This window comes from Actinosynnema sp. CS-041913, assembly GCF_050942485.1.
GTDB lineage: Bacteria > Actinomycetota > Actinomycetes > Mycobacteriales > Pseudonocardiaceae > Actinosynnema.
Genome location: NZ_CP192037.1, coordinates 2,539,877 through 2,564,855 on the forward strand (window position 1 = coordinate 2,539,877; position 24,979 = coordinate 2,564,855).

The 24,979-nt window shown below is 71.6% G+C and carries 20 protein-coding genes and 1 pseudogene; 10 read left to right on the forward strand and 11 right to left on the reverse strand.

What is annotated here, in order from left to right; all coding sequences use genetic code 11:
• Positions 1–6 precede the first annotated feature (6 nt).
• Entirely contained in the window at positions 7–591 is a 585-nt protein-coding gene (locus ACQPZF_RS12340) for a helix-turn-helix domain-containing protein (RefSeq protein ID WP_433274540.1), read from the forward strand.
• Positions 592–619: 28 nt separating this feature from the next.
• Here ACQPZF_RS12340 and ACQPZF_RS12345 read toward each other — a convergent pair whose 3' ends face one another.
• From ACQPZF_RS12345 to ACQPZF_RS12355, 3 genes are all read right to left on the reverse strand, one after another.
• Positions 620–1,765: an RNA polymerase sigma factor gene (locus ACQPZF_RS12345; RefSeq protein ID WP_433271421.1), complete on the reverse strand. Its 1,146-nt coding sequence runs from the start codon at positions 1,763–1,765 to the stop codon at positions 620–622.
• A gap of 6 nt (positions 1,766–1,771) precedes the next feature.
• The gene (locus ACQPZF_RS12350; RefSeq protein WP_433271423.1) at positions 1,772–2,179 is read right to left on the reverse strand and encodes a YciI family protein; all 408 of its coding nucleotides are present in this window, start codon (positions 2,177–2,179) and stop codon (positions 1,772–1,774) included.
• Between the two features lie 555 nt (positions 2,180–2,734).
• Complete coding sequence (locus tag ACQPZF_RS12355; protein WP_433271425.1) at positions 2,735–2,935, reverse strand: hypothetical protein; 201 nt, start codon at positions 2,933–2,935, stop codon at positions 2,735–2,737.
• On the opposite strand from ACQPZF_RS12355, the gene ACQPZF_RS12360 reads away from it, so the two are divergent.
• The gene (locus ACQPZF_RS12360) at positions 2,904–3,401 is read left to right on the forward strand and encodes a hypothetical protein (protein WP_433271427.1); all 498 of its coding nucleotides are present in this window, start codon (positions 2,904–2,906) and stop codon (positions 3,399–3,401) included. The two genes, ACQPZF_RS12355 and ACQPZF_RS12360, sit on opposite strands and share 32 nt — an antisense overlap.
• A gap of 182 nt (positions 3,402–3,583) precedes the next feature.
• Here ACQPZF_RS12360 and ACQPZF_RS12365 read toward each other — a convergent pair whose 3' ends face one another.
• Positions 3,584–4,225 (reverse strand): glyoxalase, encoded by a 642-nt coding sequence (locus ACQPZF_RS12365; protein ID WP_433271429.1) that lies wholly within the window; start codon positions 4,223–4,225, stop codon positions 3,584–3,586.
• Positions 4,226–4,318: 93 nt separating this feature from the next.
• Positions 4,319–5,083 (reverse strand): class I SAM-dependent methyltransferase, encoded by a 765-nt coding sequence (locus ACQPZF_RS12370; protein ID WP_433271431.1) that lies wholly within the window; start codon positions 5,081–5,083, stop codon positions 4,319–4,321.
• 131 nt (positions 5,084–5,214) lie between these two features.
• Here ACQPZF_RS12370 and ACQPZF_RS12375 point away from each other — a divergent pair, with 131 nt between their 5' ends.
• The gene (locus tag ACQPZF_RS12375) at positions 5,215–8,328 is read left to right on the forward strand and encodes a BTAD domain-containing putative transcriptional regulator (protein ID WP_433271434.1); all 3,114 of its coding nucleotides are present in this window, start codon (positions 5,215–5,217) and stop codon (positions 8,326–8,328) included.
• A gap of 55 nt (positions 8,329–8,383) precedes the next feature.
• Here the strand turns inward: ACQPZF_RS12375 and ACQPZF_RS12380 are convergent, their stop codons facing one another.
• Both ACQPZF_RS12380 and ACQPZF_RS12385 read right to left on the reverse strand, forming a co-directional pair.
• Positions 8,384–9,475, reverse strand: a complete 1,092-nt coding sequence (locus ACQPZF_RS12380; protein WP_433271436.1) for a carboxylate-amine ligase — start codon at positions 9,473–9,475, stop codon at positions 8,384–8,386.
• Between the two features lie 23 nt (positions 9,476–9,498).
• Positions 9,499–10,158 (reverse strand): hypothetical protein, encoded by a 660-nt coding sequence (locus ACQPZF_RS12385; RefSeq protein ID WP_433271438.1) that lies wholly within the window; start codon positions 10,156–10,158, stop codon positions 9,499–9,501.
• A 294-nt stretch (positions 10,159–10,452) separates the two neighbouring features.
• Here ACQPZF_RS12385 and ACQPZF_RS12390 point away from each other — a divergent pair, with 294 nt between their 5' ends.
• On the forward strand, positions 10,453–12,204 hold the full coding sequence (locus ACQPZF_RS12390; protein WP_433271440.1) for a flavin monoamine oxidase family protein: 1,752 nt from the start codon (positions 10,453–10,455) through the stop codon (positions 12,202–12,204).
• Positions 12,205–12,209: 5 nt separating this feature from the next.
• A complete protein-coding gene (locus ACQPZF_RS12395) occupies positions 12,210–13,439 on the forward strand; it encodes an amidohydrolase family protein (protein WP_433271442.1) in 1,230 nt (409 codons plus the stop codon).
• Between the two features lie 126 nt (positions 13,440–13,565).
• On the opposite strand, the gene ACQPZF_RS12400 is transcribed toward ACQPZF_RS12395, so the two are convergent.
• The gene (locus ACQPZF_RS12400) at positions 13,566–14,339 is read right to left on the reverse strand and encodes an SDR family NAD(P)-dependent oxidoreductase (RefSeq protein ID WP_433271444.1); all 774 of its coding nucleotides are present in this window, start codon (positions 14,337–14,339) and stop codon (positions 13,566–13,568) included.
• 213 nt (positions 14,340–14,552) lie between these two features.
• Between ACQPZF_RS12400 and ACQPZF_RS12405 the strand changes: the two genes are divergently transcribed.
• Complete coding sequence (locus tag ACQPZF_RS12405) at positions 14,553–17,369, forward strand: BTAD domain-containing putative transcriptional regulator (protein WP_433271446.1); 2,817 nt, start codon at positions 14,553–14,555, stop codon at positions 17,367–17,369.
• Positions 17,370–17,389: 20 nt separating this feature from the next.
• Here ACQPZF_RS12405 and ACQPZF_RS12410 read toward each other — a convergent pair whose 3' ends face one another.
• Positions 17,390–18,013, reverse strand: coding sequence for a maleylpyruvate isomerase family mycothiol-dependent enzyme (locus ACQPZF_RS12410; RefSeq protein WP_433271448.1), 624 nt, complete (start codon positions 18,011–18,013; stop codon positions 17,390–17,392).
• 68 nt (positions 18,014–18,081) lie between these two features.
• On the opposite strand from ACQPZF_RS12410, the pseudogene ACQPZF_RS12415 reads away from it, so the two are divergent.
• Positions 18,082–18,177, forward strand: a pseudogene (locus tag ACQPZF_RS12415) (dihydrofolate reductase family protein); the annotation flags it as partial.
• A gap of 150 nt (positions 18,178–18,327) precedes the next feature.
• Positions 18,328–19,419 carry a hypothetical protein gene (locus tag ACQPZF_RS12420; RefSeq protein ID WP_433271449.1) on the forward strand — a complete coding sequence of 364 codons (1,092 nt, stop codon included), beginning with the start codon at positions 18,328–18,330 and terminating at the stop codon, positions 19,417–19,419.
• Between the two features lie 84 nt (positions 19,420–19,503).
• Here the strand turns inward: ACQPZF_RS12420 and ACQPZF_RS12425 are convergent, their stop codons facing one another.
• Together ACQPZF_RS12425 and ACQPZF_RS12430 are read right to left on the reverse strand one after the other, a co-directional pair.
• Positions 19,504–21,477, reverse strand: a complete 1,974-nt coding sequence (locus ACQPZF_RS12425) for a helix-turn-helix domain-containing protein (protein ID WP_433271451.1) — start codon at positions 21,475–21,477, stop codon at positions 19,504–19,506.
• A 154-nt stretch (positions 21,478–21,631) separates the two neighbouring features.
• Complete coding sequence (locus ACQPZF_RS12430; RefSeq protein WP_433271453.1) at positions 21,632–23,056, reverse strand: MFS transporter; 1,425 nt, start codon at positions 23,054–23,056, stop codon at positions 21,632–21,634.
• Positions 23,057–23,342: 286 nt separating this feature from the next.
• Here ACQPZF_RS12430 and ACQPZF_RS12435 point away from each other — a divergent pair, with 286 nt between their 5' ends.
• On the forward strand, positions 23,343–23,510 hold the full coding sequence (locus ACQPZF_RS12435; RefSeq protein ID WP_433275008.1) for a hypothetical protein: 168 nt from the start codon (positions 23,343–23,345) through the stop codon (positions 23,508–23,510).
• A gap of 186 nt (positions 23,511–23,696) precedes the next feature.
• Positions 23,697–24,872 carry an acyl-CoA dehydrogenase family protein gene (locus tag ACQPZF_RS12440; RefSeq protein ID WP_433271455.1) on the forward strand — a complete coding sequence of 392 codons (1,176 nt, stop codon included), beginning with the start codon at positions 23,697–23,699 and terminating at the stop codon, positions 24,870–24,872.
• The last annotated feature ends 107 nt before the right edge of the window (positions 24,873–24,979 follow it).

Sequence of the window (24,979 nt, forward strand, 5' to 3'; positions counted from 1 at the left end):
CGCGAAATGGGAGACGTGCTCGACGCGGTGGGGCCGCGGCTGCGTGCGCTGCGTCGCGACCGCGGCATCACCCTCGCCGACCTCGCGGTGACGACGGGGGTGTCGGAGAGCACCCTGTCCCGGCTGGAGGGCGGGCAGCGCCGGGCGACCCTGGAACTGCTGCTGCCGCTGGCCCGTGCCTACGACGTCCCGTTGGACGATCTGGTCGGCGCCCCGCGCACCGGCGACCCCCGGATCCACCTGAAGCCGATCCGGCGGTTCGGGATGGTCTTCATCCCGCTGTCCCGGCGGCCGGGCGGCACGCAGGCGTTCAAGATGATCATCCCGGCCCGTCCGCGACCGCTCGAACCGACCCCGCAGGCGCACGAGGGCTTCGAATGGCTGTACGTGCTCAACGGCCGCCTTCGGCTGGTGCTCGGCGAGCACGACCTGACGCTGCCGCCCGGTGAGGCAGCCGAGTTCGACACCTCCTTGCCGCACTGGCTGGGCAGCGCCGACGGCGGTGTGGTCGAGCTTCTCATCCTGTTCGGCCTGCAAGGGGTGCGTGCGCACGTGCACGCCACGCCCGCGGCCAAATCCCCGCCCCGCTGACCGGCGTCCGATAGTCGGTCGATGCCGCTCAACCCCGCAGTCGGGCGTTGAGCCGTGCGGCCTGTCGGGTGAGGTGCGCGCGTTCCGGGAGGTTGGGCGCCGATCGGGCGGCTTCGGCGTAGAGCCGTGCCGCGGTGACCGGGTCACCGGCCCGCTCGTGCAGGTACGCCGCAGCCGCGGTGTGGCGGGGCAGGGCGGGGTCGAGCCCCGCCAGGGCGGCCAGGCCGGCCCGCGGCCCGTCCGCCTCGCCGACCGCGACGGCCCGGTTGAGGCGGGCCACCGGGCTGTCGGTGAGCCGCACCAGCTCGTCGTACCACTCGACGATCTGCACCCAGTCGGTCTCCTCGGCCGCCTGGGCGTCGGCGTGCAGCGCGGCGATGGCCGCCTGGGCCTGGAACTCGCCCAGGCGGTCGCGGGCGAGGGCTGCCTGGAGCACGTCGACGCCCTCGGCGATCAGGAGGGTGTCCCACCGGCCGCGGTCCTGCTCGGCGAGGGGCACTAGCCTGCCGTCGGGGCCGGTCCGCGCCGGGCGCCGGGCGTGGTGCAGCAGCATGAGCGCGAGCAGTCCCGCGACCTCCTCGTGGTCGGTCCTGGCCGCCAGTTGGCGGGTGAGCCGGATCGCCTCGGCGGCGAGGTCGACGTCACCGGAGTAGCCCTCGTTGAAGACCAGGTAGAGCACGCGCAGCACGGTGCCGACGTCACCGGGCCGGGTGAACCGGACACCCGAGACGGTCCGCTTGGCCCGGCTGATCCGCTGGGCCATGGTCGCCTCCGGCACGAGGTAGGCCCGCGCGATCTGACGCGTGGTCAGACCGCCGACCGCGCGCAGCGTGAGCGCGACGGCCGAGGCCGGTGTCAGGGACGGGTGCGCGCACAGGAAGTAGAGCTGGAGCGTGTCGTCCACCGCTTCGGCCGGGCCGGGCGTGGGCTCGTCCTCGACGCGCACCTCGCGGTGCCGTCGGGAGGTGTCGGCGCGGGCGGCGTCGAGGAACTTGCGCCAGGCCACCGTGACCAGCCAGCCCTGTGGATCGCGCGGCGGGTCGTCCGACCACACCCGCACGGCTTCGACCAGGGCGTCCTGCACGGCATCCTCGGCCGCCGCGAAGTCGGCTCCGCGACGGACGAGGATGGCGATCACGGTGGGGGTGAGGGTCCGCAGCAGGGCCTCGTCCACCGTGGATCACTCCGTGATGGTCGGGGGCGTGGCGTAGAACGGGCGCAGTTCGAGCCACTCGTGGATCGGCTTCCCACCCGCGCCCGGCGCCGCGGACAGCTCGCCGGCCAGCTCAAGCGCCCGCTCGTAGGTCTCGACGTCGATCACCATCCAGCCGGCGATGAGGTCCTTGGTCTCCGCGAACGGGCCGTCGGTGACCGGCGGCCGGCCCTCGCCGTCGTAGCGGACGAACGTGCCCGCGGGGGCGAGCGCCTGACCGTCGACGAACTCGCCGGTGCCCTCCAGCCGAGCGGCGAAGTCCCGCATGTACTCCAGGTGGGCCGAGATCTCCTCCGGCGTCCACTGGTCCATCGGCACGTCGTTGACCGGTGCCGGCGCGCCCCGGTAGTGCTTGAGCAGCAGGTACTTGGCCATCGTGTTCTCCTCGGTGCGGTGCGGCCCATTGTGGCCGTGTTCGGTGCGGGGACGGAGCCGGGTCCGGGTTCTCGACATCCCACCGGGAAGTTTTCCGGCAGCCGTCGGCGGAGGCTGCACAAGATCGCCACCACGGCCTGCCTGACGGCGTTGGAAACGCGTTCCCGACGGCCGCTCTCGTCGGGGTCGGGCGCGCCCGGCGACCCGGCGACCATCGTGGCCGGGAGGACGAGGGTGCGGCTCGCCTTCATCGCCGCGCTCCCGTTCCTGCCCGCCCCCTGTTGGCGCTCTATCTGGTCGGTGCGATCCTCGTGGTTTGGTGCTGCCGGCGTGGGGCCTTTTCAGTTTCGGCTTTGGGATTCCAGCCCGCAGCGCATTCGAGCGCAACGGTGGGAAAAGCGTCGAATGGGACCGCAAATGTGCGTGTACGGAGCTTCATCCTGATGGTCTATCGCAGCCGAAGGCATTCGGCTCTACGGTGATGATCGTACGGCGGATGGTCTTACCGGTAACCGTCCGAGGGTCATTACACCGTTCGACCGATGTCGACCCCGCTCAGCCGCTGTCGGCGAAGAGCGCGGTATCACGTTGCCGAAACCAGAGGGAAAGTCCGGGGCGCTGCGCGCGTTCCCGGAACTCCAGGTCGCCCATTTTTGGTGCAATGCGATAAGGAGTGAGAACGATGAAGCGTTTACGGACGTCCCTGACCGTCATCGGTGCAGCCGTGGTGGCGCTCGCCGCGACGGTGGTGGTCACCCAGGGCGGTGTCAGTGCGGCTCAGCCCGCCATCCAGGCGGACCAGGCGGTTGCCCACCTGCACGCGCAGGTCGACCTGCCGCCCGGTGTCTGGACGGATACGCCGCTGACGGTCGCGCTTCCCTTCTCCGGCACGTACGAACTCGACGCGAACGTCCGCGGACGCCTTTCCGGCGTCCCGTCCCTCAACACCTACATCACCGCCCGGCTGTGGAACGTCACGACCAACACGGCCGTGCCGGAGAGTGAACGGCTCGTCAACCAGATCATCGACCTCAACCCGGGCGACGCCGCGACCGGCAACAACCAGACCGCGCCGATCAGCGAAGTGGTCAAGGTCGCCGGGCCGACGACCATTCGGCTGCAAGCGCGGCGGGCCGACGCCGTCGGGGCGGCGACCATCGCGCAGATCTACTCCGACGGCGCCGGTTACACCTCGCTCCGCTTCGATCGGGTCGCCCCTTGACCGTCCTCTGAGGACAGACGGGTGGTCTCGCTCCGGACTTCCGGGTCGGGGCCATCCGTGTCGTCGGGAGGTCGACGGCTGCCCCACGGGTTTCGTCGGCGGATCGTCTGCGGCGACTGGGCGGCGGAACTGCTCCGGCTGACACTGGAGAATGCGCGGCTTTGTCGCTGGTGCTCGACGAATCAGACGGGCTGGGACGCTGTCCGGGTCGCCGTCGTGGTGGTTTCCCAGGTGAACCCGTCCGGGTCGGTGAAAGGCCCGATGGCGCCGCCGACCGCGATCCGGTGCGACCCGCCGCCGTCGGGGGAGACCCCGGCGTCCTTGGCGAGGGCGCGGCGTCGGTACAGCGCCAGCTTGACGGGGCCCGGCCCGGAGGCGAACTCGACGTACATGCGGCCGAAGCTCTTCGCCACGGTGAGGCCTCGGTCGAGGTAGAACTTCCTGCTCGCGGCCACGTCGGTCGTTCCCAGCAGGAGCACGATGGAGTCGATCCGCCGGGTGGCCGGGCCGGTGTTCTTCTTCGCCGAGGTCGCGATCTTCCAGATCGTCCCGTCCGGGGCTTGTACGACACCGCCGTAGCCCCACATCGACTTCGCGGCGGGCTTGAGCGCCGTCGCCCCGGCGTCGAGGGCCGCGTTGATCAGCGCGTCGACATCGGCCGGCTGGGACACCGTGAGCGACAGGGTGAACCCGCGGAAGCCGGTGGTCGGTTCCTGCGAGGCCCGCAGCCGCAGTTGGGTGTCCAGCCCGAAGGCGGTGGCGTAGAAGCGTTCGGCGGCGGCGGGGTCGGCCACTTCGAGGGTGATGTTGTCGATCGAGGTCATGGCAGGAACGCTAGGCGCTGCCCGGTCGCCGGCGCTTCTCGAATCCTGATCGGTCTCGGCGCCGGGCGAACTGCCGGTCGGCCGACTGCCGGCTCACTCCGGGTTGGTGGCGGTGGCGAGGACGCGTTTGATCCGAGGCATTTCCGCGAGGGCGGTCCGCGCCTCGGCCTGCATCAGGGTCAAACCGGGATCGTCGGACGGGTCGGTGCCGAGTGCCGCCTCGTAGACCGCTCGCCTGCGCTGTTCCCACGCGGGCCGTTCGGCCACGTCGACGTCGGCGAACCCGGCGGCGCGCAACACCTCGCCGCAGCGCAGGGTCGCGAACCGCTCCACCACGTCCGCGTCGCCCGGGGTGCGGGCTTCCCAGCAGGTCAGCACGAGTCGACCGCCGGGGCGCAGCACGCGCCGCAGTTCCCGTGCGGCGAGGTCGCGGTCCTCGGTGAACTGGAACGCGTCGACGCACATCACCGCGTCGGCCACGCCTGCGTCCAGGCCCGTGCCCGTCAGGTCCCCGACCACGAAACGCGCACTGGCACCCAACCCGAAGGCGTCCCGTCGTCGTGCCGCGGACGCGACCGCGACCGGCGAACTGTCGACACCGCACAACGTGGCGCCGATTCGACGCGCCACCCACATCCCCGGCCCGCCCCGTCCGCAGGCGATGTCCACCAGCAACCCGCCGGGACCGACGCGCACGGCCGACGCGACTTCCTCAAGACCGGACGCCGGCACGAAAGAGAACGGCTCCACCTCCGGCGGCAGGTCCGCGTCCAACAGCGTCGGGAACGTCCGGCGCAGCCATTCCGACCGCTCCGAAACCAGGAAGGCCTCATCGAACGACTCAGGCAGATCACTCATGCCACCACAGTAAAGCCGAACCGGGTTCACCTGTGGTCGCCGGAAATCGGCGGCCGGCCGCACGGTGGGTGACGAAAGCGCCGGCCGGCGATACTGTGCCGCAGAAGTACGGCAAGTAGCAGGAGAAGCGAATGCGGTTTCGGGTGCTCGGTCCGGTCCAGCTCAGGGATGGCGAGGAGTGGGCGACCGTTCGCGCCCACCAGCAGCGGAGTGTGCTGGCGCTGCTGCTGATCGAGGAAGGACGGGCGGTCGCCGCCGGTCGGCTCGCCGACGAGCTGTGGCGCGGGCACCCGCCGAAGGGCGCGCTGAACACCGTCCAGGTGTACGTCAACCGGCTGCGGCGGCTGATCGGTGAGGACGCCCACGACGTGCTGGTCACCACCACCGGCGGATACCGGCTCGCGGTGGACGACAGCGACGTCGACGCCAGGGTGTTCCTCGATCTCGTCCGGTCCGGGCAACGCGAACTGGCCGACGGGAAGCACGAGGCCGCCGCGGAGACGCTCGGCGCGGCCCTCGCGCTGTGGCACGGACCGGCGTTCAGCGACGTGCAGGGCGACACCGCGGCGGCGGAGGCCGCGCGGCTGGACCAGGTGCGGCTGACCGCCTTGGAGGCCCGGCTGGACGCGGACCTCCGGCTGGGCCGGCACGCCCAGGTCGTGGACGAGTTGCAGGGGTGGGTCGCGCTGCACCCGTTGCGCGAGCAGTTGCTGAGCCACCTCATGGTGGCGTTGTACCGGTGCGGGCGCCGGGCGGAGGCCCTCGACGCCTACCGGCACGGACGGGCCCGGCTGATCGCCGAGCTGGGGCTTGAGCCGGGCCCGGTGTTGCAGGGCTTGGAACACGCGGTGCTGTCCGACGACCCGGGTCTGACGTTCGCCCGGGACACGGCGCGGCTGCCGCTCGTCGAGCCGGCCCAACTGCCCGCCGACGCCGCGGGCTTCACGGGGCGCGAGGTCGAACTGCGGCGACTCGACCGCCTGGTCACCGATGTAGGGAACCCGCCCACCGCGCTGCCGGTCTCGGTCATCACGGGGACGGCGGGCGTCGGCAAAACCGCGCTGGCGCTGCACTGGGCGCACCGGATGCGCGGCCGTTTCCCCGGTGGGCAGCTCTTCGCCGACCTGCGCGGGTACACCGCCGGCCCGCCGGCCCAGCCCATCGCGGTGCTGACGCGCTTCCTCCGCGCCCTCGGCGTGCACGCCGAGGAGATCCCCACCGACGTGGACGAGGCCGCCGCCCTCTACCGCAGCCTCCTGGCCGACCGGATGATGCTCGTGGTGCTGGACGACGCACGGGATCAGGCCCAGGTCCGTCCGCTGCTGCCGGGATCCGACAACTGCGTCGTGCTGGTCACCAGCCGCACGCCGCTGTCCGGGTTGGTCGCCGGGGTCGGCGCGCGGAGCCTGCCGCTGGACGTGCTCACCCAGTCCGAAGCCGAAGCCCTGCTGCGCACCGCACTCGGTCCCACCCGCACCGGACCCGTCCCGGAACTGGCCCGCCTGTGCGCGCGATTACCGCTCGCGCTGCGGATCGCCGCCGCGTACCTCAGCGCCCGCCCCGGTCTTCCGGTCAGCCGCTACGTCGAACAACTGCGTGGCGACCGCCTGGCCACCCTCCGCGCGCCGGACGAGATGCAGTCCGCGGTACGGGCCGCGTTCGACCGGTCGTACCGGCGTCTCGGCGACGACGCGCGCAGGCTCTTCCGCCTGCTCGGCGCGGTTCCGGCGGTGGACTTCACCACCCGGGCCGCGGCGGAGCTGATCGACGTCGCCGAAGCGGACGCCGACCGCCTCGTCGCCGAACTCGCCACGGCGCACCTGCTCGACGAGCGCCGCCCCGGCCGGTACCGCAGCCACGACCTGCTGCGCGCGTACGCACGCGAACTCGCCGACGCCGAGGATGACGCCGACGCCGCGACGGACCGGCTGAACGCCTGGTACCTGCTCACCGTCGACCAGGCCGCGACCGCCCTGTACCCGCAGATGCGGCGGCTCACCCTGCCCCCGGCGAACACCAGGGCCACCCGTTCGCCGTTCGCGGGCCACGCGGACGCCGCCGCCTGGCTGGACGCGGAACGGTCCAACCTGCTCGCCGCGGTGACGCACGCGGCCCGGCACCGCCCGGCCGCCACCGCCGGGCTGATCGCCGACGCGCTGCGCGGCTACTTCTGGCTCCGCATGAACACCATGGACTGGCTGACGATGGCGGAAGCCGCGTTGGACATCGCCAAGGCCCTCGACGACACCAGGGCGTCGATCGTGGCGTTGCTGAGCCTGGCCGACGTCCACTACCGGCAAGGCCGCAACGAGCGGGCGGAGCAGCACTCGCTCGACGCCCTGACGTTGGCCGCGTGCACCGGCTGGCCCGAAGGGCAGGCCGCCGCCCGCGGGAACCTCGGCAACCTCGCGCTGGAGTCGGGACGGCTCGCCGAGGCCCTCGACCACCACCGCGCCGCGCTCGCGCTCAACCGGCGCACCGGCCGACTCACCAACCAGGCCAACAACCTGGGCAACCTCGGACTGGTGCACTGGCACCGCGGTGACCTCCGGCAGGCGCTCGACCTCTTCACCGGCGCCCTGGAGATCAGCAGGAAACTCGGGTCCGCGCACGGACAGGCGGTCGCGCTGACCAACCTCGGCTGCGTCCAGCACGACCTGGGCGACCTGGACCGGTCGATCCGCCACCTCGTCACCGCGCTCGGCCTGCACCAGGAGACCGGCGACCGGAGCTCGGAGGCCGAGTCGCGCGCCGAACTCGCCATCGTGTACACCGACACCGGCCTCTACGACGAGGCGTTCGAACAGGCCCACCTCGCCCGAGCGCTGGCCCGCGACGCACGGGACCGCCGCCGGGAAGTCGACTCCCTCATCGCGTTCGGCGCCACGCACCACCTCCTCCACCACCCCACCGACGCCACCGCCCACTACCTGGAAGCCGTGGACATCGCCCGTGACGTCACCTATCGCTTCGGGGAAGCGAAGGCGCTGATCGGGCTCGCCACCACGCGCGGCGACGCCGGCGACGCCCGCACCGCGCTCGGCTTCACCCGGCGGCACAGCTACGGCCTGTTGGAGGGACACGCGTTGCTGGCGTGGGCGACCACCGACACGGAGCCGACGCGGGCCGCCGAGAACACGTCTCTCGCGAACACCCGCTTCGCCGAAACCGGCCACCGCGTCGGGGAAGCACGGGCCCGCGTCATGCTCGCGGGCTTGCGCGGTCGCGGCCGGCAGCACCACTGACCCGGCTGCCGACTGCGAACTCGCGGAGGAGAGCCGGCGCGCCGGGACTCGGCGCTCACCCCTCCAGCGTGCGTTCCGCCAACATGTCCACGACGTCCTCCAACCGGCCTCGGCGCCGGTGGGCCAGTCGCTGCCGATGCGCACCCGACCCGCCATCGCGCAGGAGGCGAAGTCCGCCGCGCACCGCACCGGTCTCGCCGGCGGCGTCCAGTTCCGGGCCGATGTGGGTGATCAGCTCGGCCACGCCCGCCGCGGGCCGGGTGCGGTCGCCGGCGGACGGGCCGTCCTCGTCGGGGAGGCCGAAGCGGGCTGCTTGCCAGCACGCCGCCCGCAGTGCCTGGTCGGCAACGCGCGGCGGCCGGTGTCCGGCCCGCACGGCGGTGAGAGCGGTGGCGACCAGGGCTCTGGTCAACGCCGTGAGCAGGATGGTGTCGTCCACCGTCTGCGGCACGTCGGCCACCCTCACCTCGACCGTGGGTTGGTGGTGCGACGGCCGGACGTACCAGTAGAGCATCGCGTCATCGAGGATCGCGCCGCTGTGCAACAACTCCGCGACGACCCGTCCGTACTCGTCCGCGTCGGTCAGGAGCGGCGGCGGGCCGGCCGTCGGCCAACGTCCCCACAGCAGGGTCCGCCAGCTCTGGTAGCCGGTGTCACGTCCTTCCCAGTACGGCGAGTTGCCGGAGAGGGTGAGCAGCGCCGGTAGCCACGGGCGCAGGTGGTTGACCACCTGCACGGCCTCTTCGGAGTCGGCGACGCCGACGTGCACGTGGCACGAGCAGACGCACTGTTGCTCCACCACCGGCCCGAAGTGTTCGACGATCCGGTGGTACCGCGGCTGATCGAGGACGGGCGGTGGCCCCGGGCTGCCCAGCACGACGGTGCCGCTGGCGACCAGGCGGCAGCCGACGGCTTCGGCGGCGCGTGCCGTCGCGCGCCGCAGGTCCAGCAGTTCCGAGCGGAGGTCGGAAAGGCTCGTGCACACCCCGCTGACGGTCTCGACCTGGGTTCGGGACATCTCGGGGACGATCCCGCCACCGACCCGCCGCGACGTGGAACGGATGACATCGCCGGACCGGTGCACGGTCTGCCGGGTCGTCGTGTCGGTGAGGAGGAATTCCTCCTCCACGCCTACGGTCAACTCCAAAGTGGGCCCCTGTCCCGCGACGGTCAACCGGTCGCGATGTAGTGCCAGTAGTCGGACAGCAGGTCCGGTATTTCGTCGGCGCTGCGCGTGACCCACCGTTCCGGTTCGCCCTGGGCGAGACCGTGCTCGACCACCTCGGGCAGCCGCTGCCGCATCTCGGCGGGTTCCTCGGCGTAGTTCCGCAAGTACGCGACCACCGGTTCCGGGACGTTGTCGAGGTCCCGCAGCGCGCCCACGAGTTCGGCGGCGACCGGGCAGAACAACTGGAAGTCGGTGTGCAGTTCCATCGCCGCCTCGGCCGGACCCGCGTGCGCGGCCACCCACGACACCGCCTGGTTGAGCTGGGTGACCGCCTGGGGCGGGTCCGCGTGGCGCAGTTCGTCGGCGTCCAGCCCCACGGCGGGCGCGACGGCGTCGGCCAGCAGCCGCCGTTGTGAGATGAACACGGTTGCCACGTAAGCGAAGTAACCGGCCGGGACCTCGTGGCGGAACCGGTCGAGCAGGGAGCCGTACCGGGGGATCTCGGCCTGCTGGGTGAGGAATTCCCCGATCACCAGCCGCTGGAGGTGCTGCGGGTGGATGCGGCCCTGCTTCGCGGCGGCCAGCAGCTCGTTGCTCTGGACCTGTTGTCGGACCGGCAGCAGCGCTTGGTACCTCTCGATGATTTCGGCGGCTTTCGCCATGAGCTTCCTCCTGGCCGCCCATCGGGCAGCAGTCCGGGCACCATGCCGGATCCAGCCTAGAACGCCGGTGCGGCAACAGATATACAACCTTTGTTCTAGACCCGCCGCGGCTCCGCCATCCCGCACAACTGTCCATAGTGGATTGTTGACGACAAGCCGTTCCCAGGCGGTATTACGACACACGAGGGACGTTGTCCGCGGATTCCCGACGACGCTGGACGCGTTGTCGTGGCCGCTGTTACGTTGAACCGGACGTCTGGTTGTCCGTCCACAATGGCCGGTAAGGACCGTATCGTGGCAGAGACGAGTGCCGCCGACTTGCAGGTCGACTTCCCCTTCGACTACACCGACTACGTGTCGGGCGGACGGCGGATCGGTCGGTTGCCCGACCACGCGCTGGGCTCGCCGGTGGCCGTGGTGGGCGCCGGCGGCAGCGGTCTGACCGCCGCCTACGAACTGCTGCGGATCGGCTGCCGGCCGATCGTCTACGAGGCGGAGACCGAGCCGGGAGGCCCCGGTGGGCGCAGGCTCGGCGGTCGCATGTACTCCCGGCGGCTCTCGGCCTCGGACAGCGCCGTGGTCGAGTTGGGGTGCATGCGGTTCCCCGGCTCGGCGCGCCTGCTGCGCCACTACACCGAGGAGTTCGGCCTGCGCTGGAAACCCTTCCGCGACGAGTACGCCGCCGGCGTCACGCCCCGGACGGTGCTCGACCTCGACGGGCGCAGCTACCCGGTGAGCACCATCACGGACCTGTACTCCGAGCACGCGCGGTTCGGGCGGGCCCACCCGAAGTGGGAGGAGGCGTTGCGCCGCATCGGCGTTTTCGAGTTGCAGGAGGCGTTGGCCGCACGCGACCGGGCGCGGGCCAAGCGGCTCTGGTCCGACCTGGTGCACCGGTTCGAGGAGTGGAGCTTTTACCGGTTCCTGCGTGATCCCGGCGGGGTCGGCCTGAACCGCTCCGACGCGCACCTGCTCGGCACCGTCGGGGTGGCGACCACGGTGTGGGACTCCTTCTACGACTTGTCGTTCCTGGAGACGCTCCGGATGCTGCTGACCACCGAAGGCTCGACGATGTACCTGCTGGAAGAGGGCATCAGCGCGCTCGCGGACGCGTTCTGGCACCGGAGGACCACCGGGCCCGACGGGACCACGACCAGCCTCGCGGAGGTCAACCGCGGCGCGCCGCGGCCGGCGGTGACCGCGCTGGACGTCGGTGGGAACTACGCGCAAGGGGTGGTCGTCCACTGCGAGGACGGCACCAGCCAGTGGTACCCCGCCGCCGTGTTCACACCGCAACTGCACATCCTGGAGACCGGTGTGGAGGTCCGGCCGCTGAACGGGGTCCAGCCGTTCGGGCCGCGCTTGCGGCGTGCCATCCGGCGGCTCAGCTACTGGCAGTCGGCCAAGACGGTCCTGGTGACCAGGGCGCCGTTCTGGGAGGGCACCGGCATGGACGGCGTCACCATCACCGACCGGCTGCCGAGGGCGACCTACACGTTCGACTACGGCCCGCCACCGGACCCGGACGGCCGGCGCGGCGTGCTGATGTTGAGCTTCACCTGGGCCCAGGACTCGATGAAACTGGCGTCCTCCACCGTCGCGGAGAGGGTGGCGGCCCTGGTCCGCGAGCTGGCCGACATCCACCCGGACGTGGCCGACGAACTGCGCCGGCAGGCGGACACCGCCGACGCGTGCGCGATCTCGTGGGAGAACGAGCGGAACTTCCGCGGCTACTGCCGGTTCGCCCGGCCGGGTGAGTACCCCTACCAGTGGGACCTGTTCGCCCACTTCCTCAAGGACTTCACCGGTTCTCCCGCGGTGCCGGGCGAGCCGGCGACACCGCTGTTCCTGGCCGGGGACGACGTCGCGTGGTCGCCGGGGTGGCTCGACCACGCGATGGCCTCCGGCCTCAACGCCGCCTGGGGCGTGCTGCGCTGCCTGGGAGGCGGCAGCGGTCCGGGCAACCCGGGCCCCGGGGACCTGTGGGACGACGAGCACTACCGCCCCCTCGCCCTGTCCGACGGCGTGGAGGCCGATCAGGGGTGAACGCGATGCCGAGCGCCGCCGACTCCGCGCCGGGCGACCTCGTGGTGGTCGCCGACCGGCTCTGGGATGGCGAACAGCTCCACGCCGACCGGCACGCGCGGGTCCTGGTGCGCGGCGGACGGATCGCCGCCGTCGGCCGGGACGTGGACACGGCGTGGGCGACCACGACCGTGGCGCTGCCCGGCCACACGCTGTTGCCCGGCCTGATCGACTGCCACGTGCACGTGCTGGACGAGGCCTTGGTCACCGAGCCCATCGGCGTCCAGGTCCTCTGGGCGCTGCCGGCGATGCGGGCGTTGCTGGACAACGGTTTCACGACGGTTCGCGACCTGGGCAGCGGCGACTACTCCGGCTCCGTCGACCTGCGCCGCGCCCAGGCGGAAGGGATCGTCGTCGGACCGCGCCTCATCACCGCGCCGAACCTGCTGTCCGCGCGTGGTGGGCACGGGGAGAAGGAGCCGGCACTGGCCACCCGGTTCGGGCTCCGGGTCGGCACCCTCGGCGACGGCGTCGCGGACGTGGTCCGCCGGGTCCGCGAACAGGCGCGCGCGGGCGCGGACTGGATCAAGTTCGCCGCCGGCGGCGGCTTCTCCTCACCCGCGGACGACCCCGCGGCGGTGACGTACTCGCAGAGCGAGATGGACGCGCTGGTCGGCGCGGCACACGATCTCGGCCTGCCCTGCGCGGTGCACGCCTTCAACGACGAGGCCGTGCGCCGTGCCGTGCGCGCGGGAGTGGATTCGGTGGAGCACGCCAACCTGGCGGGGGAGGAGACCTTCGCGCTGCTGGCCGACCGGGGCGTGCCCCTGGTGCCCACGCTGCACGGCATGGCCCACTTCACCGGACGGCTGGACGACGACGAGTTCTGGACGGGCAGGCTTCCCCTGGTGCGCCGGAAGTTCCGCGCGCACGCCGACCGCATCCGCGCGTCGGCACGACTGCTCGCCGACAGCGACGTGACTCTGGTGTTCGGCACCGACGCCGGCACGTTCCCCCACCCGGACAACTGGCGGGAGTTCGTGGACATGGTGAACGCCGGCATCCCGCCCGAGCGGGTGCTGCGCGCCGCCACCAGCGGCGCGGCCGATCTGCTGAAGCGGCCCGACCTCGGCCGGCTCCGGCCCGGTGGCGTCGCCGATCTGGTCGCGGTGCCCGGTGACCCGCTCACCACGATGGACGTGATGGGCCGGGTGGACTTCGTGATCCAGGACGGCGCGGTGCGCACGCGTCCGTGAGGCGACGGTCGCCGGGTGGGGACCGGAGAGATCCGGTGCGTCTTCGCGACGAGCCCCGTCTTCGCGACGAGGCCGGTCTTCGTGACGTGGCCGGTCTTCGTGACGTGGCCGGGGCGGGTTCGTGGCTCAGACCGTCTTCATCATCCCGCCGTCGATCACGAGGTCCGCGCCGCTCATGTTGGCCACCCGCCCGGAGGCGAGGAACACCACGAGTGCCGCGATCTCCTCCGGCTCGGCGAACTGGCCGGTCGACAGGCCGACCGTCGCCGGCAACCGGTCCTTGAACTCCTCCAGCGCGGAGCCCGCCCGCCGGGCGAGCAGGTCGCCGGGCCCGCCCGGGGACGTCCACAGGTCGGTCCACACCGGGCCGGGCGAGATCGTGTTCACCCGCAGCCCGCGGGGGCCGAACTCCTCGGCGAGCGCCTTGCCGAGGTTCGACACCGCGGCCTTGATCGCCGACTGCGCGACCAGGCGCGGCTGGGGGAGCTTCGCGTTGACCGAGCTGATGTTGACCACCGCGCCGCGGCGGTCGAGGAGGCTCGGGAGCGCCGCCCGCGTCGCCCGGATGTTCGACATCAGCGTCAGGTTGACCGTGTGCAGCCAGGCTTCGTCGTCGAGTTGGAGGAACCCGCCGGGAGGCGTGGAGGTGCCGGCGACGTTGTTCACGAGCAGGTCGATCCCGCCGTGCCGGTCGAGCGCGTGCTGCACGACGCGGGCGGGTTCGTCCGGGTCGCCCAGATCGGCTTCGAGCGCGTCCGGTGTCAAGGCCTTCAGCGCATCGGTGACCGTGCGGCTGCCCGCGACGACGGCGAATCCGTCGTCCACCAGCGCCCGCACGATCGCCAAGCCGATCCCCCTGCCCGCTCCGGTCACCACGGCGATACGCGTCTTGGTCGTCATCAGGTAAGCCTTCCCCCGCGTCCACTTTCTCCGGCAGCTTATCGCGTCGGGCCGGGTGGACGGCTTGAGTAAACCGGAAACCGGGATTTGGGACCATTCCGAACAGCGCGCCGAATTCGTCCGAGGTGCCTCGGCACGGCATATTCCGACACTCGCGGCCGGTCGGGCTTCCGGCACAGCCGTCCGGCTCGTATAGCGCGTGAGTAGGGTCGGATGGCATACGACCGCCGGCGCGAGGAGGTTGTGGTGGTGAGGTTCCGGTTGCTGGGCGGCGTCGAGGCCGACGTCGACGGTGTGCCGGTGGACCTGGGGTCGGCCAAGCAGCGCGGGGTGTTGGCGGTGCTCTTGGTGGAGGCCGACCGCCTGGTCACGATGGATCGCCTGCTGTCGTGCGTGTGGGGTGAGCAGGTCCCGGATCGGGCCCGGAATTCGCTCTACACCTACCTTTCCGGTCTGCGTGCGGCCCTGTCCGGGGCCGAGGACGTGCAGTTGGTCCGCCGCTCCGGCGGCTACCGGCTCACCGTCGAAGAGCAGGACGTGGACCTGCACCGGTTCCGGGAACTGATCGGTGGAGCCCGTGCGGTGGACGACGAGCGGGCGGGGGAGTTGTTCCAGGAGGCGTTGGGGTTGTGGCGGGGTGTGCCGTTGGCGGACCTGGACACCCCGTGGGCGGACGATGTGCGGACCGTCCTGGAGCGGGAACGCCTGGCCGCCGAACTGGACCACGTCGATGTCGCGTTGCGCCTGGATCGCCATGCCGAGTTGTTGCCGGGCCTGGCCGACCGGGCGCAGCGTCATCCGCTGGACGAGCGGGCCGCCGGCCAGTTGATGCTGGCCCTGTACCGCAGTGGTCGTCAGGCCGACGCGGTGGAGCAGTACCGGCAGGTGCGCACCCGGCTGGTCGACGAACTCGGCGCCGATCCAGGTCCCCGGCTCCAGGAGCTGTACCAGCGCATCCTGAACGCCGATCCGGACCTGACCACCCCGACCGGCACGACGGCCGTCGCGGCGGTGTCGGCGGTGCCCCGTCAATTGCCGGCCCCGCCCCGGTTGTTCACCGGCCGCACCGACGAGATCGCGGTGTTGACCAAGGCGGTGGAGGCCGCGGACACGACGGTGGTGATCTCGGCGCTGGCCGGGACCGGTGGGATCGGCAAGACCTGGCTCGCGTTGCACTGGGCGCACCACCACCTCGACCGCTTCCCGGACGGGCAGCTCTTCGTGGACCTGCACGGGTTCAGCCCCACCGGCCCGCCGACCGCCCCGGAGGAAGCACTGCGCGGGTTCCTCAGCGTTCTCGGCGTCGCCCCTGACCGCATCCCCACCGTCCTGGACGCCCAGGCCGCGTTGTTCCGCAGCCTGGTCGCGGACCGGCGGATGCTGATCGTGCTGGACAACGCCGCCACCCCGGACCAGGTGGTGCCGCTGCTGCCCGGCACCCCGACCTGCACCGTGTTGGTCACCAGCCGCAACCGGCTCCCGGCGCTGATCGCCCGCCACGGCGCCCAGCCGCTCCCCCTGGACGTGCTCACCGACAGCGAGGCCCACGCCCTGCTGGTCGCCGCCCTGGGCGCGGAGCGCGTCGCCGCCGACGAACCCGCGATCGCCGAACTCATCGCGCTGTGCGGCGGGTTCCCGCTCGCGCTCGGCCTGATCGCCGCCCGCATCCACCCCCGCCTGACCGCTGCCGAGGCCGTCGCGGAACTGCGGGAGTCCGGCCTGGACGCCCTCGATGACGACGATCCCACGGCCAGCCTGCCCGCCGTGCTGTCCTGGTCGTTGCGCCACCTCACCGAGCAGCAACGCACCGCGTTCGCGCTGCTGGGCATCGCACCCGGCCCGGACATCGGCCTGCCCGCCGCCACCAGCCTCACCGGCCTGCCGGAACGGGACACCCGCGCCGTGCTGCGCGCCCTGGCCGACGCCTCGCTGATCGACCCCCACCCCGGCGGCCGGTACACCATGCACGACGTCGTCCGCGCCTACGCGACCACCGTCGCCGACACGCTGCCCGAACCGGTGCGGCTGTCCTCGCTGGAGCGGGTGGTCGACTTCTACCTGCACACCGCCCACACCGCGCACCGCCTCATGGCCCCCTACGCGGAGATCCAGCTCGACCCACCCGCGCCCGGCGCCCAGCCCCACCCGCTGCCTGACCAGCAGACCGTGCTGGCCTGGCTGGACACGGAGCTCCCTCACCTGCTCGCCGCCCAGCACACCGCCGCCGTCCACCGCCGCCACCACGTCGTCTACCACCTGGCGTTCAGCCTGACCACGTACCTCCAGCGGCGGGGACACCGCCACGACGACCTGGCCGTGTGGCGGATCGCGCTGGACGCCGCGGAACACCTGCCCGACCCGACCACCCGCATCTTCGCCCACCGCTACCTGGGCCGCGCCCACATCAGGCTGGACCAGCACGAGGAGGCCATCGCGCACCTGCACCAGGCACTCGCGCTGGCCGAACACCACGACGACACCGTCCGACAAGCGTCCTCCCACCAGGACCTCGCGCTCGCGTGGGAGCAGCGGGGGGACATTCGCCAGGCCTTGGAACACGCCCGACACGCCCTGGACCTCTTCCGCACCCTGGACAACCCGATGGGGGAGGCCGCGGCGCTCAACGGGGTGGGCTGGTTCGCCGCCCAGCTAGGCGATTTCGACACCGCCCGCGACCACTGCCAGGCCGCCCTGACCCTGGTCCGACGCCATCACGCCCCCGATGGCGAGGCGGCCACGCTGGACAGCCTCGGCTTCATCGACCACCGGGCCGGCGACCACCGCCAGGCGATCGACCACTACCACCAGGCCCTCGCCCTGTTCCGGACCCTCGGCAACACCTATGAGATCGCGGACACCCTCGACCGCCTCGGCCACCCCCACACCGCGCTCGGCCACCACGACGAAGCCCGTGAGGTGTGGCGGGAAGCGCTGGCGCTGTACCGCGAGCAGGACCGGGACACCGACGCGGAACGCGTCCGAAAACAAGTCGACGACCTCGACACCACCGACGGTGATCGCGCCGGCTGACCACGGCTCCGACCGGGAGTTCAGGCGGTCGTCAGCGTGGCGACCCCGGGCCCGTCGAGTTCGGCCATCGCCACCCGTCGCCCGGACAGGGCCAGGAGCAGCGCGAGCGCGGTTCCGCGCACTTCCGGACCGTCTCCGATCGACAGGTCGGCGTCTGTCGCGGTGAGCCGGAGACGGGCCGCCAACTCCTTGGCCCCGCCGAACGACGCCGGGGTGCGGGCCTGGAGGCGGAGCGACCTGACGACGACCTCCGGCGGGTAGGTGCGGGCGAGGCCCAGCGGTCGACGGATGTCCTCGCCGTGGACGACCTCCTCGACCAGTCGGCTGTCGAGGTGCGCCGGAGGGGTCGACGTCCGGGTAGCCACCTGGCGCAGCCGCTCCAACGTCTCCCGGGGCGCCGCGCCGCGCTCGCGTTCCACCCCGCGTGCGTTCTGGCGGTGGAAGTCGAACCGGGCCCGGACGAAGCCGGCCACGAAACCGAGACGAGTGGTCCGGGCGGTGTCGATCAGGTGGGCGACCACGTCGTGCACCGTCCACCCCGCGCACAGTGACGGTTGCGCCCAGTGCCCGTCATCGAGCTGTGCGAGGTCGCCGATCAGCGCCGCCCGCTCCGCGTGCACCATCGACCAGATGTCGTCCTTCACGCGCTTCTCCTCAGCTCGACCACAGTGTCCGCCGAGGGTGAGACTCGCGGAACGGTCGGAAGTCGTCGCTCGGCGCGGGCAAGCGGCTGTTCAGCGACACCGACAAGGACAAGCAGAACCTCGCGCTCGTCGAGAGCGAGCCCTACTCCAACGGCATCCGGAAGCCGGCCCCGGTGACTCCAGGCGGCGCCGGGCAACGATCGGATCACGTCCGCAGATCGGCGGCCGGCGAACTACTCGGCCAGCCGAGACTCACGTGGGCGCGTGGCTACGTGGCCCTCCGCCCATCCGTCGACTGCACCAAGGGGAACACCATGATCGGGTTCGAGGTAGAGATCAGCCTGCTCGTCGTCGACGGCAAGGGCAAGTCGCTGCCCGGCGAGAGCAACCTCGCGCAGTGCCCGAACTACGGGATGAAGATCGTCAGCGACCGGCGGCAGAAGAACTCCAACATCGAGTTCGTCACCGAACCGGTCTCCGTCGTGGGCGCGGGCAGCGGGACGGGACCGGGGACGCTGGCGGCGCAACTCGCTGCCATCAAAGAGATGCGGGACGTGCTCTACGCGGCCAAGCCCGGCTCCTTCGCCGCCGCGATCGCGAAGCACGGGACGGCCGTCGAGGACGGCGTGACGGCTCGGATCATCGAGTTCCCCGCCAAGTACAGCCCCGCGGAGGACGACGGCAGCGACGGCCTCTTCCTGCACTACTCCGTCGGTGTGCCGGTCAGGTCGCTCGCGGGCTTCTTCGACCTGGTGCGCAAGATCGCCCCGTACGTCCCCGGCCGGCAGAACTTCCTGAACCGGGCGCGGTTCAGGATGTTCCAGGCGGCCGACTTCGCCGCGGTCGTGGCGAAGGACTTCGCGGCCAACGGCGCGTCGGGGCGGGACAGCGTCCAGGCCATGTACGCCTACGCGCAGCTCGTGTACACGCAGATCGCCGGTATCGCCGACTACACCAGCGAGGTCGACGAGTCGGGCCAGGTCAAGAACGGCACGGTGGCCCTCGGCAGGACGTCGTTCCACGAGATCTACCCGATGCTGCCGGTGGACGTGCGGCAGTACCTGGCGAAGAGCTGGGACGACGAGTCGATGCTCGACCGGATCGCGAAGGTCCAGGACGAGACGGAGACCCAGGGCGTCACCGCCGACTTCAACGAGCACGTCATCCGCTCGGTCCCGGGTCTCCCGGAGCACTCGCTCAAGGACTACCTGCAGTCCGCCCTCACCGGCGCGCCGCAGGTCGGGCAGTCGACCATGTACGGGAAGATGACCCTCATCGCCCCCGCGCAGGAGAACAACCTCGATGTGATCGTCTTCGAGCTGCGCACCGTCGGCTCGCACTACAAGACCTGGAACCAGGTGAACGGCGACCTGGACACCCTCGTCCGCTGGGTCCAGAACGCCTGACCCACGCCGCCGCGCCCGTGGTGTCGGGTCGGAGGAGTCGCCGTCGTGTCGGGCCGTGGCGGACGCCGTTCGCCCGGGTCGATCTCACCTCGTCGGTCCGTCGGGAGCCCTGGTCGGCCTTGCGCCGACCGGTCGGTGTTCGAGGAGTTCGCGCACTCGCAGCAGTTGCAGGGCGAGTTGGATCTCCAGTGCCTGGTCCGGTTTCTGCCAGCCCGGCCCGAGCAGGTCCTTCACGCGGTCGAGTCGGCGGGTGACCGTGTTGGTGTGCACGTGCAGGCGCTCCGCCGCGTAGGTGGGGCTGCCGCCCTCGTCGAAGTACGCCCGCAGGGTCGGCAGCAGGTCGGCCGAGCGCTCCCGGTCGTAGTCGAGCACCGGGCCGATGACCTGCGCGACGAAGCCGGCGGCGTCGCGGTCGCCTGCCATCAGCGCGCCGACGAAGCCCAGGTCGCGTGCCGACGCGGCGCCGCCCGCGACGCCGAGCGCGACGACCGCGTCCACGCAGCGGACCGCTTCCCGGTAGCCGTCGTGGATCGATCCGGCGTCGGTGAGCGGCCCGGCGGCGCCGACCGGCACGGGCGTGCCCAGCTCGGACTCCATGGCCGCGGAGGCGTCGCGCGCCACGGTGCTCGCGTCGCCGCCGGGCAGCAGCAGGACGAGGTGGTCGTCGCGGGAGCCACGCAGTCCGCCCAGCCGCCGCGCGTACGCCCCCGCCCACGCCTTGGCCCGGCAGAGCAGGTCGCCCTTCGGCTTCGCGACCACTACCAGGTGAGGCTCGGCCAGGTCCAGGCCGAGCCGGCTCGCGCGCTCGGCGAGCCGCCCCGGCGCCCCGCGTTCGTCGCCGAGCACGTCGTCGAGCCACCGGTCGCGTGCGTCGCCCGTCGGGTTCGCCACGGGTGGGTCGCGTCGCATGATCACGACGAGCGCGCGGGCGAGCAGGCGGAGCCGACCCCGTTCCCGGTCGGTCAGCTCGTCCGGTCCGCGCAGCACCAAGGCTCCGAGGTGTCGCTGCCGCCAGCACAGCGGGACCACCCGCACGCCGCGTTCCGCGATGACGGGTTCGCTCGTCGTCATGCCGGGCACGCCGGCCAGAACCGTCGTGTCCCCGACGTCGGCCGGATCGCCGGCGGCGCTGCGCAGCTCCCCGTCCGCGTTGTAGACGGCGACGTTCCCGCCGAGCCAGGCCGCGCCGGTCGCGACCGTGGCGGGCAGATCGTCGTCGGACAGCAGCACGTCCATCAGCGCTGCCTGGAGATCGTGGTGTTCGTGCAGACCTTCGGCGGTGGCCGACAACTGGGACAGGCGCGACTCCAGCTCCGCCGCCCGCGCCTCCGCGGCGATGCGCATGCGCGTGGTCTCCATGTACAGGCCCGCGAGGATGCCCAGGGAGCTGACCAGAGATCGCTCGTCCGCGGTGAAGTGCCGGACCTTGCGGCTTGCCACGTGAAGGACACCGCGAGGCTGCGAACGGCCGCCCAGGCCCAGCGGCACCGCTATCGCCGCGCGGAGGTCTTCGGCCCTCGCCATCTCCTCGAACGCCGGGCTCAGCGCGATCCGCTCGTCCGCGAGCAGGTTGTGGGTGGCGAACGGTGCGCCGTTGGCCTGCTCCGCGGCGACGATGCCGTCGGCGGGTAGTCGCAGGCCGACACTCAGGCTGGACGTGTGGCCGTCGGCCGCCTGCACCCGGCTGTAGCGCTGTTCTTCGTCCAACAGCATGATGTAGGCCATGTCGACGCGGAGCAGTTGACGTGCCCGCCTGGTGATGGCGTGCAGCAGGACGGCCATGGACTCGTGGGGCGCCGCCAGTTCCCGGGCCACGTCGACCAGGGCGGCGAGCCCGGCCTCGCGGCTCCGGCCCCGTTGGATGTGGACGTGCACGCGCATGGCACGCCAGACGGCGGCCTTCACGTCGGGCGCCGACCCCGCAGCGGCGTCGAGCCTGCCGTCGTCGTCCAGCAGCGTCTCGAACGCGTCCGTGGGCGCACCGCCGGCCAGCATGTCCAGCAGTTCGGCGATCAGGTCTACGGCAACCACTTCCCGGGACGTGGACGAACTCGTCATCAAGACACCGCCCGCAGCTCACCGTCAGTCGGATACCACCTTGCGCACACCGTTGCGGCGGGCCGACTCCACCGGTCGGCGTGGCGAGTGGACGGAGCGCGTTCCCCGTTCACCCGCCGGATGTCCGCCGCGGAGCCGGCCCCGGTCGGGCGGCTCAAGCCTTCTTGCGCAGCCCGTGGGCGAGCAGGGTGAGCACGGCGAAGCCCAGCATCATCCAGATCCCCGGGTAGAGGTCGCCCAGCCGCGTGGCGGGCACGATCACCGCGGTGACCACCGCGAGGCCGAAGGCGCCGCCGATCTGGAGCGAGCTGTTGAGCAGGCCCGCGGCGAGCCCCTGGTCCTCGTCGGCGATGCCCGCGGTCCCGGCGACCATCAGCGCCGCGAGGCTGAGCGCGAAGCCGAGGCCCCAGACGAGCGCCACCGGCACCAGCACACCCCACAGGTCCGGCTCCGGGCCGATCCGCAGGAACAGCAGGTAGCACGGGATGAACGACACCAGGCCGACGAGCAGGACCTTGTGCACCCCGAACCGGTCCATGAGCCGGCCGAGCCGGGGTCCGATGATGATGGTCAACGCCGTCCCGGGCAGGATGACGAACGACATGTGCCACGGTTCCCAGCCGTTCAGGTTCTGGAGGTACAGGGCGAGCACGAACTGGAACGCCATCGCGCCGCCGTACAGGAGGAACATGCTGAGGTTGGCGGACACCAGGTTCCGGTCGCGGAAGAGGCTCAGCCGGATCAGCGGCTCGCGCACCTTGCGCTCGATGACGACGAAAGCGGTGAGCAGCACCGCGGACAGGGCGAACCCGCCGATCGTCCGCGGTGTCGCCCAGCCGATCTCCGGCACCTCGACCACGGTGAAGACCAGCAGCAGCATGCCCAGCAGCAGGGTCAGCGCGCCGCCGACGTCCAGGCGCGATCCCCTGGTGCGCGGTGGGTCGGCCGGGATGAAGCGCAGTGCGCCCAGCACCAGCGCCACGGCGACCACGGCCGGCAGGACGAAGGTGGACCGCCAGTTCAGCGCGGCGAGGAAGCCGCCGATCAGGAGGCCCGACGAGTAGCCGGACGCCTCGAACACGTTGAAGATCCCGAACGCCTTGTTCCGCTGCGCGCCTTCCTGGAAGGTCGTGGTCAGCAGCGACATCGCGGCGGGCGCGGTGAAGCCCGCGGCCACGCCCTTGACGAAGCGCGTCAGGATGATCAGGAGGGCGTCGTCCGCGAACGCCCCGAGCAGCGAGACGACGGCGAACACCGCCATGCCGATCACGAACACCCGCTTGCGGCCGAACAGGTCGGCGCACCGCCCGCCGAGCAGCAGGAACGCGCCGAACGCCAGGATGTAGGCGCCGGGCACCCATTGCGCGGTGGCCGCGCTCACCCCGAACGCCCGCTGGATCTCGGGAATCGCCACCGCGATCATCGAGTTCTCCAGCCCGTCGAGCGTGATCGCCCCGCTGAAGATGACCAGCAGAATCCACTGTCGCGCGTTCCACCGCACCGATAAGGCAGCGGTATCGGGCGCCGAGCCGGTGTCGTCGCCCCTTTGCTCCTCGTTGGGGGTCAAGCTGGTCGACATGTGTTGCCGTCCTTCGGCGCGTTGGCCGGAATGCGGGGACCTCGCGTCCCGGCGTGATTGTTGACCCGGATGGGACTGGTCGGGACCGGTGAGCGCTTTTGGCGGCCGGAATGCGCGTACCCGGCCGGCGTCCCGCGATCGGGCGTCGTCGGAGGCGGGCGCGCCTCGTGCCGCAGCCTTGTCTGACGCGCGCTACCGGCGTCCGCGATAGTCGCACACGCGGCTTGTTGCATACGACTCATGATGTCGTATGCAAGCACTTGGTCGCAAGGGAGGGTTACGGTCCGTGAGAAGTGCCGATGACGTCGAGTCGCGCGCCCGGGGGTGGCGCACCCTCGCCGCGCTCCACGTCCGCATCGAAGACGCACTGGCCCAAGCCTTGCGGGAGGCGGCGGAGCTACCCGAGCCGGCGCCACTGGTCGACGCGCTCGCCGCCCTCGGCGTGACGAAGTAGCCCGGCTCCGAGCCGCCGCGTGGCGCGGACCCGCCCGGCGCCCCCGTCGACCTGCGCCCATTCGTGCCCGCCCGAACCGACCTGACAGACCATCGGTCGACTTTCCGGGAACCCGTTCCGCGCTGGGTAGCGTCGCTTTCGCTGCCCGCGCAAGCGCGAATACGCCATCCCGAAGGAAGGAATGCCATGTCGACCGACGTGTCACCCGAGGCAATGCTGGAAGCCGTGCGGGACATGCTCCCCACTCTCCGCCAGAACGGTGCCGAGGCCGACCGGAACCGGTGGATCCCGGACGAGAACATCGCCTTGCAGGAAAAAGCGGGCGTGTTCCGGATGGGCGTGCCCGCGCGGTTCGGCGGTCTGGCCTACTCCGCGGCCGACATGGTGCAGGTCCTCACCGGGATCAGCCGGGGCTGCGGCGCGACCGGGTGGGTCTCCATGGTGTGGGTGCACACCGCGTGGACCGTGCAGCTCTACCCGGACAAGGCGCAGGAGGAGGTCTTCGCGGGCGGCTCCGTCCGGGTGTCCAGCGCGATCGCGCCCACCGGCACGCTGACCCGCACCGCGGGCGGGTACCTGCTCAGCGGAAGCTGGAAGTTCAACACCGGCGTCCGGGCCGCCGACTGGAACCTGCTGACCGCGGTCGTCGACAACGGCGACGGCTCGAAGGGTCAACTGATGGCCCTGGTCCCGGTCCGCGAGATGACCATCCTGGACGACTGGGACGTCGCCGGGGCGGCCGGGACCGGCAGCACGACCTCGGTCGCCGAGAGCGTGTTCGTGCCCGAGCACCGCGTGATCAACTACGCGGACGCGGTGAACGGCAATGTCCCCGGCCGCACCGATGACGGTTCCGACGGCCGGGCCTACGGCCTGATGAGCCTGGTGATGGCGATGATCGCCGGCGTGTTCACCGGCATGGCGCGCGGCGCGTACGAACAGTTCCTGGCGCGGCTGCCCGGACGCGGCATCACCTACACGTCGTGGACGGAGCAGAGCCTCCACCCGCTGACCCAGATCCAGGTGGCCACCGCCAAGAACAAGATCGACGCCGCCGAAGCCTTCTCGGCGGTGTGGCTCAAGGTGATCCAGGACCGCGCGGACGCGCGGGAGCAGCTCACCACCGAGGAGAAGGCCGTCGTCCGCGGCCGGACGACCTGGGCCGCCCAGCTCGCCAAGGAGGCGGTGGAGCTGCTGTACAACGCCGGCGGCGGCTCGGTGATCCGCCACGACGTGCCGCTCGGGCGGTTCCGCCGGGACATCGAGGCGCTGTCCCTGCACGCGCTGATCCAGTTCAACGCGAACATGGAGTTGCAGGGCCGCGTCCTGCTCGGCCTGGACCCCGACACCCCCTACCTCTGACCCGCACGGACCGCGACACCGGAACCGGCACCCTCGCGGGACGCCGGTTCCGGTGTCTTCCCCGTGCCGGTTCGAGGGGTGTGAGTCAGCGGCGGGCGGGCGGATAC